The sequence below is a fragment of the Tolypothrix sp. VBCCA 56010 genome (genome assembly GCF_050875635.1).
Lineage (GTDB): Bacteria > Cyanobacteriota > Cyanobacteriia > Cyanobacteriales > Nostocaceae > Hassallia.
The window spans coordinates 1-6,725 of the sequence record NZ_JBPAOH010000248.1; the positions used below are offsets into that span (position 1 = coordinate 1).

General features: G+C 40.1%; 7 protein-coding genes and 1 pseudogene. 4 read left to right on the top strand and 4 right to left on the bottom strand.

Annotation, left to right across the window (positions count from 1 at the left end):
- The first annotated feature begins 121 nt into the window (after positions 1-121).
- Entirely contained in the window at positions 122-835 is a 714-nt protein-coding gene (locus AABK37_RS39395; protein ID WP_432556832.1) for an RNA polymerase sigma factor, read from the top strand.
- Here the strand turns inward: AABK37_RS39395 and AABK37_RS39400 are convergent.
- Positions 810-1,379 carry a Uma2 family endonuclease gene (locus AABK37_RS39400; RefSeq protein WP_432556833.1) on the bottom strand — a complete coding sequence of 190 codons (570 nt, stop codon included), beginning with the start codon at positions 1,377-1,379 and terminating at the stop codon, positions 810-812. The two genes, AABK37_RS39395 and AABK37_RS39400, sit on opposite strands and share 26 nt — an antisense overlap.
- Before the next feature lie 159 nt (positions 1,380-1,538).
- On the opposite strand from AABK37_RS39400, the pseudogene AABK37_RS39405 reads away from it, so the two are divergent.
- From AABK37_RS39405 to AABK37_RS39415, 3 genes and pseudogenes are all read left to right on the top strand, one after another.
- Positions 1,539-1,727: pseudogene (locus AABK37_RS39405) on the top strand (ATP-binding cassette domain-containing protein); the annotation flags it as partial.
- 81 nt (positions 1,728-1,808) lie between these two features.
- Positions 1,809-1,991: a hypothetical protein gene (locus tag AABK37_RS39410; RefSeq protein ID WP_432556834.1), complete on the top strand. Its 183-nt coding sequence runs from the start codon at positions 1,809-1,811 to the stop codon at positions 1,989-1,991.
- Positions 1,992-2,033: 42 nt separating this feature from the next.
- On the top strand, positions 2,034-2,897 hold the full coding sequence (locus tag AABK37_RS39415; RefSeq protein WP_432556835.1) for a class I SAM-dependent methyltransferase: 864 nt from the start codon (positions 2,034-2,036) through the stop codon (positions 2,895-2,897).
- A 311-nt stretch (positions 2,898-3,208) separates the two neighbouring features.
- Here AABK37_RS39415 and AABK37_RS39420 read toward each other — a convergent pair whose 3' ends face one another.
- The 3 genes from AABK37_RS39420 to AABK37_RS39430 form a co-directional block, all read right to left on the bottom strand.
- The gene (locus AABK37_RS39420) at positions 3,209-4,450 is read right to left on the bottom strand and encodes an S-layer homology domain-containing protein (RefSeq protein ID WP_432556836.1); all 1,242 of its coding nucleotides are present in this window, start codon (positions 4,448-4,450) and stop codon (positions 3,209-3,211) included.
- A gap of 657 nt (positions 4,451-5,107) precedes the next feature.
- Complete coding sequence (locus AABK37_RS39425) at positions 5,108-5,776, bottom strand: conjugal transfer protein TrbI (protein ID WP_432556837.1); 669 nt, start codon at positions 5,774-5,776, stop codon at positions 5,108-5,110.
- 763 nt (positions 5,777-6,539) lie between these two features.
- Positions 6,540-6,725, bottom strand: a 186-nt coding sequence (locus AABK37_RS39430; RefSeq protein ID WP_432556838.1) for a hypothetical protein, incomplete at its 5' end; no start/stop codon positions are given.

Sequence of the window (6,725 nt, forward strand, 5' to 3'; positions counted from 1 at the left end):
CAATCCTAGTCTTGCTGGTTCAATATTTGCTGAATAAAAAGTATCATCTACTACAAAATTTTTTAGCGATCGCCCTGAGGAGAAAACTTTTTGGTTTACTGAGGTTGAGAGTTTGGAAGTAATGGCTTTTGAATATGAACAGGAATTAGTTAGCCCAGAAGAAACACCAGTTCTTGCTGCTATGCAGCAAGAACTAGAAAATTTTTTTTACCTTGCTATTGATGAGTTACCCTCTAAACTGCGAGAGACTTTTATCCTGCACTTTAAAGAAGAACTTTCATATAAAGAAATTGCGGAAAAACTGAATATTTCCTACGATAATGTCCGCAAACGGGTTTCTCAAGCACGGGCAATTTTAAAACAGCAATATAATCAAGATTTTGTTGGTGAGGATAGGAAGTCTAATGTAGAGACGTTTCATGAAACCTCTCTACACCCCACTATGGTCTCCCCGACACCGAAGGAATTTGAGGGGGTCGATTTGGAGACAAATAAAAATGTGTATGTGCATCAAATTGTTATTGATGAAGAACCCCAAGCAGCAATGCTATCTATTCCAGAGATAAAGGTTGTGGTGGTGGATGCTCAATCTGATGGCGAGAAAATAGAAAAGATTCAAGATATTGGTCAGAGTATATCTGAGAAGTTAAATTTTATTCTGCCCTGGCGATTTCTAATCGCAGTGACGCACACAAAACCTGCCTACGCAGGTTATTTTAATGAAGCGCACCTACGAAGATTTATAGAGTATTTTCTGCTGCCTGGGAAAGTGTGGACAGATAGTGTAGGTTTAGCGGCACTTGCAAATCTTAATAACAAGATAGACTCAACCTAAATCCTGGCAATACATTTTCACCTGATAATTGTGTGGGTAGATTTCGCACTTCTACATCTTGTTTTTGACGATAAATTTCCACTTGTTGCTGTTGGGGGTTAATTAACCATGCCAATTGCACCCCTGCATCCATATATTCTTGCATTTTGGAACGCAACATATCCAAATCATCTGTTGCTGACCTTAATTCAATGACAAAATCGGGTGCAATGGGGGGAAATTTGCGTCTTTGTTCAGGTGTAAGTGCTTCCCATCGTTGATGTTTAATCCAAGCAGCATCTGGGGAACGGTCAGCACCATTGGGTAATTTGAATATAGTAGAAGAACTGAAGGTGTAACCGAGTTGTGTTTGGCGATTCCAAATTCCGAGATCAATAATTAAGTCAGCTTCTCGATTGCCACTTTCTCCCCCAACGGGTGACATAATAATTAATTGTCTTTTGGTAGTACGTTCAAAATTCAACTCGTGGTTATTTTGACATAACTGATAGAACTGTTCGTCTGTTAGGTGAACGGTGTCTAGATTTAATGTCAAAGGACTCATAACTATACACCTAATGCAGAATAGCGATAAATATTATATCATGCTCTATTTTAGAAGAAAAGACTGGTGTGGTGAAGCAACTAGACAATACCTATCCACTTCTGCTGGAAGAAGGGCAGATATTTGGATTGGTTTTATCGGGTGCAGCGAGTTTCATAAATTTGTGCAGTTGAAGAGCAAGTAGAAGTCGCAGCCAAAGCCGCAGAAATCCACGATTTTATTCTTACCTTACCTGAAGGCTACGATACCCCTGTTGGCGACAGAGGGGGAAAATTATCGGGAGGACAGCGCCAAAGAATTGCCCTCGCGAGAGCGCTAGTAAGAGATCCAAGCATTCTGATTCTCGATGAAGCCACATCAGCCCTAGATCCAGCAACAGAAGCGGGTATTCTTGCCACCATCGATCGCATTGCCAAGGAATGTACAGTAATGATGATTACCCACCGCATCACTCATGCGTTGCGTGCGGATAAGATTTTTGTGCTGGAAAACGGACGTATTGTTGCATCAGGTCGTCATGCAGACTTGCTAGAACAAAAAGGACTCTATGCTACGCTTTGGCAACAGAGTCATAGAGCAAATAACGATTTTGCAGAGCTTGCCCATTCCTAATAACAGATTTGACGTGTATTGAGTATCTTGGAGTAGAGTTTTATGACAAATACAAATGATTCAAAATGGCTAATTCCATCTTCCCATCGCCTTGCCTCAAAATCTCTTGAAGAAGAGAAAGCTCAGTGGAATGAAAACCATAAAGATTATGCCGAAAATGCTTTCAGCCTCACACAAGACCCTGACATTTGCAAAGCACTAATCCGTCCTTTTAATCAATCTTCCTGCTTTGATATTCCCAATTCTCCCGAAATACAAGTTCTGATTCCTGCCTGTGGCTCTGAAATTTATCTTCAGAAGACATTACTAGAATTTTGTCCAGAGATTGGACAAATTTATTGTACTGATTTTTCCGGGATGGCAATTGAAAAAGCACAATCATTTTGGAAAAACGCTGCTGGAGATTCCAGACTCAACACTCAGCAATTAATTTTTGAAGAAGTTGACTCTACAAAATTAACGGCAGAAAGACCAGATTGGAAAGAAAAATTTGATTACGTCATAATTGTTGCTGGAGTTGTCTCCGGTGAGGATGAAATCAATCGTCAGATGATACAAGAATTTTCCAAGGTTCTCAAGCCAGGAGGCAAGCTTTACGGTTTTTTGCCCACCATCTTTTGTCCCTTAGAAATTGCTCATTTAAGTAAACCCCACGCTTACTGGGTAACAGAAGGCTTAATCAATTTACCTCATAACACTATTCATGGACGGGATTGGCATTATCGACAGATAAATTATACGCCATTGCGTTTGAATCGCATCTTTAAAGAAGCAGGTTTTAAACGACTAAATTTTGAGATTTATTTTTTGGATTCCGAACCATTAGCTAACGTTCTGAAAGAGGATATCGAGCATGACGATCCAGATATCTATCTCTGGGATCTTCTAGTCAGGTATGAGAAATAAGCCTGGAAATATTGCCATAATCAGGTGTTTTCATAATATTTAAATCAGTCAATACCTTCACATTTTTTTATAACGCCCGCAGAATAAGGGTTTTGAGCTATGGGTTTAGAGCCAAATTTAAAAGCTTGAAGCCCTTGCATTCAAAAGATTTTAGCTTTTACGTAGGGTGTGTTAGCACTTCTCGTAACGCACCAAATCAGAAGCGAATGGTGCGTTACGGATTTCATCCTAACGCACCCTACAGTACCTAATTTTGTTCAAAAATCAAATAGGAATCCTATCGTTGATCGTTGTTTACCACTACCCACTAACTATTTAAGTGAAACTTGAAAGTCTTGATTGATTGTCATTTGTAAATCGGTGTCTGGGTCGATTGCGATTAAGTCAACGCTCTTTTTACCAAAGAATAGACCAATCAAGGCGCCGATACCAGCACCACCCAACACTTCTTCTGTACCGATCGCGCGATCGCCTGTGACAGCAGAGACGGCAGCAGCGGCACCTGCGCCGAGTACGGTATTCTTAATAATTGCCGAAGCACTTGTGCCCTTTTTAACTGTTTGGGTTTTGGTAATTACTTCTGAAGTAGCGTTAATTTGATACTCTTGACCTGAAGGTAAAACTAATTTCTGAGCAACGAATTGAGAACCACCTTTAACTGGTTTCAGTTGACCGACAACTTGACTGCCAGCGGGAATTACAATAGTTCCTTCTTGTGTTACCACATTTTGCGCTACTGTGAGTGTCAAAGGTGCTGTTTCATCCTTGGTGACGAGGATTTTTTCTGCTTTGTCGTACTTGATAGGAATAGCTGTTCCTTGAGGAATTTTTACAGCTACAGGTGTGGGAGTAGTCGATTGAGCTGCGACGATGTAAGGTGAGTTAATTGCGGAAGCTTGATTGGTGCTAACCAACGCTTGATAGATAAAAGCTGCTACTTGTGCTCGTGTGGCGGTTTGGGTAGGATTGAGGAAGTTAACATTAGGATAGTTGACAACAATTCGCTTTTCGGTTGCTGCTGCGATCGGACTGCGGGCATAACCAGCGATATTAGAAGCGTCGTTGTAATATTGCAGAGTGCTTTGAATATCACTGCTAGCAGAATATTCTAAACCATTGGCGAGAGAAACTAAAACTTGTTGCCGAGGAATAGCTTGGTTAGGCTCGAAGCGATTGCCGGGATATCCTGATAAGAAACCAGTGGTATAAGCTTCTTGAATGGCGGTGTACGCCCAGTAATTGCTAGCTACATCGTAGAATTTGGTTGCTTCCCGTTTTGGCGCTTTTTGGAAAGCTTTGCGAACCATTGCGGCGAATTGAGCGCGGGTTACTGGTTCTTCTGGGCGAAATGTACCATCAGGAAAGCCAGCGATAACGCCTCGCTGTGATAATTTTTGAATAAACTCTCCTGCCCAATAGTTAGAGTTAACATCAGAAAAAGTTGTTTGAGCAAATGATGGAGCAGGTAAAATGAAGGGTGCTACAGTACCTGCTGTTACGCTCAAACTCATCAGTGCAGCTGTGCTTTGTTTCCAGCTATTTAAACTAAACATTGAATCCGTCCTCCCCACCAATTCTGTTTTTTTCTGTTAATTAGTAAGACAATTTTTCAGATAAATAGTTCCAAACCATTTCTGACTTTTGCCAATAGTTTGAGTTGGCTATAAGGTAATAATATTGCTATTTTTTAGCCAACTTCCAGGCTATTTGCACCCAGTTAAATCAAGTTTATTTAATTGCTTTTTGAGATAGTCACGTTTAAGCATGACAAACTACTCACTTATGAGCAGTCTCACCAATGACATAAGTATTTAAACAATCCTTGATATTCAGTAAGACGTGCCCTTGAAAAAATAGTTGCGGAAAAAAATAATTTTTTTTACTCTTTATTAATTTAAATTCAATCTCCGCGCAAACGTCGTGAAAGCCAATCATATCTAGCTTTGGCAACAATCAGGTTTTCACTATTGATAAGTATCGCACTTCATTTATGATGTCGCTTAACTGACTGACAGCATACCTTAATCTACTGGAAAGTAACAGTACGAGTGCGCGGTAAAAGTTGCGGCTGTGCGAGAACCCCGGTTTCTTTGAGAAACCGGGGTTCTAGGTTTGTGCTTAAGTGAAAAAATTAAGCGATCGCCACTTCAACATGTGTGTGCGATCGCTCATTACAAATAATTAAAGTCACGGCTTAACTAAACTCAAGCCTAGTAATTGCTGCGGGATAGTACCAAATTAGAACGCAGAGTCACATTCAAATCTTGTTCTGGCTTGAGAACGAAGACATCAGTTTGCTTTTTCCGCAACAGCACGCTTGCAGCTGCACCAGCTGCCGCACCACCAATCGGTTCTAAGGCTTGAATTTTGCGATCGCCTGTAATTAGTGAAATCGCACTCGCAGCACCCGCACCAATCGCTGCATCTGTTAAAATTCTACCTGTATCCGCTCCTTTGCTGATTTTTTCAGTTCTGGTAATTACCGGAGAAGAAGCATTTATATACTGACGCTGACCAGAAGCAAAAACTAACTCTTGGGCAACGAATTGAACAGCTTTTTGACCGTTTCTAGTTACTGGTTGCAACTGTCCGACAATTTGAGTTCCCGCAGGAACTAATACATTTCTGCCGCTATCAATAATGTTGGTTGCAACTGTCAGTGTTAAGGGTACAGTTTCTCCAGGAGTAACAACAACTTTGTCTTTCTCGTAAGCTACAGGAAATGTTACTCCCGGAGGAATAGATACCGATCTTGATTGACCATAAATGCGTTGTGCGCTTGCAGGTGTGGATACAAACATGGGGACAATAGCACCCGTGCTAATTGCCATTGACATGAGTGCAGCCGTTGCATACTTCCATCGATTAAGGCGAGTCATAAGAGGGTTTCCGTTTGTTTTTATCATGTGTTTAATGACGTCGATTTACTGAGATTGTTTCTAAAACTTTTTAAACCTGTCTATAGGCATATTCCGAAAGTAAAAGAGTTTCTCTGACACAGAATTTGAGCTTATTGTTCCTTGACATATTTATACTGCTGATAAGCCGAAATAAATCAAGGGCGAGACTTATAAATGACGCAACGTTACCGAAATTGTTCCGGAATATTTTTTTCCTGTCTATGTCCACATATGTATGCCATTGAATAGAGGCGAATCGGCTTACTGCGAACTCTTATTTATATTGTAGACAAATTTGCAATCTTATGTATGAATAGTTTATTTTTACTTTAGAATTGCCAATGGTCAATCTAGAGGATAACTACTGATGGAACCGACAGAAGAGCAATATCTCATTATCAACGCTCTGGACACTCTAGAATGAAGGAGGCTCTAACATACAGCATATTGCAGGTTTAGGAGGTACGGTAATAATTTAGTGCATCAACTCAGAAAATGAAAGCTTACTCTATCGACTTACGAGAAAAACTAGTTTTGATGACCCAATTAGTATACTATTTGCTTTTTATATTTTTTTACCACTGCTAGTCTCAACTAATTTCAGTTGGAGTCAATATTTTGTACGGATTGGTGCTGATATTGTTGGTTGTTTTACAGTTTATTACTTTAGTAAATGGATAAAGACAATACTTCCTCATATAAAAAAATTGTTAGAAATAATTTTTTTAGTCATAATTATTGTTTATAGTGTTTTATCTGATTCATTTCTTTTGTCTGCATTTGCCGGACTCTTTCTAAGACCAACTGCATCAGAAAAACTATAAATATAGCGATTCCCACTCAGGTGAGGTACAAAATTATATGGCGGGTTGTAGGGGCACGGCACTGCCGTGCCCCTACGGGTGTACCTCATTAAACCGAGAAACGC